The sequence below is a fragment of the Aureispira sp. CCB-QB1 genome (genome assembly GCF_000724545.1).
Lineage (GTDB): Bacteria > Bacteroidota > Bacteroidia > Chitinophagales > Saprospiraceae > Aureispira.
The window spans coordinates 1-521 of the sequence record NZ_JHBV01000100.1 but is presented as its reverse complement, the minus strand read 5'-3'; the positions used below and the strand labels follow the sequence as shown (position 1 = coordinate 521).

Annotated in this window: 1 protein-coding gene; it reads right to left on the bottom strand. The window is 44.9% G+C overall.

Annotation, left to right across the window (positions count from 1 at the left end; translation table 11 throughout):
• Window positions 1-521 (bottom strand): SprB repeat-containing protein (locus tag CG11_RS26385; protein ID WP_197043970.1); only part of this gene is annotated, 521 nt, incomplete at both ends.

Genomic DNA, 521 nt, shown 5'->3' with positions numbered 1-521 from the left:
TGTTGTAGAACGGTGGCACTAACTGTCAATTCTGTGGGTTCTCCAATCGTACTGGTTAGTTCTAAAGAACAACCATTGGCATCGGTCACGCTTAGGTTGTAGGTGCCTGCGGGTAAACTATCGGCAACAACAGTTGTTTGAACCGGTGTGCTATTCCATGTATATTGATAAGGTCTTGTTCCTCCTGTGATAACCGCTCCCAATTCTCCAGTAGAAGAACCAAAACAAAGCGCATTGGCAGCTGTAATATAACCACTCAAAGCATTGTTTGGCTCATTGATGGTAAAGGTATCAATATCAAAACAACCATTGGCATCACTGACCGTGACAGTTTGTACACCTGCCGATAAGCCTGTGGCATTTGGGCTATTTTGTCCAGGAGCACCACTCCATTGGAAGGTGTACCCACTTGTTGGTGTTCCTCCTTGTACTGCCAAAGAGGCTGTTCCATCATTACCACCATGACAAGAAACATCGGTTGTATTAATAATGGTTGCTTGCACAGCGGTTGGTTGTGTTAC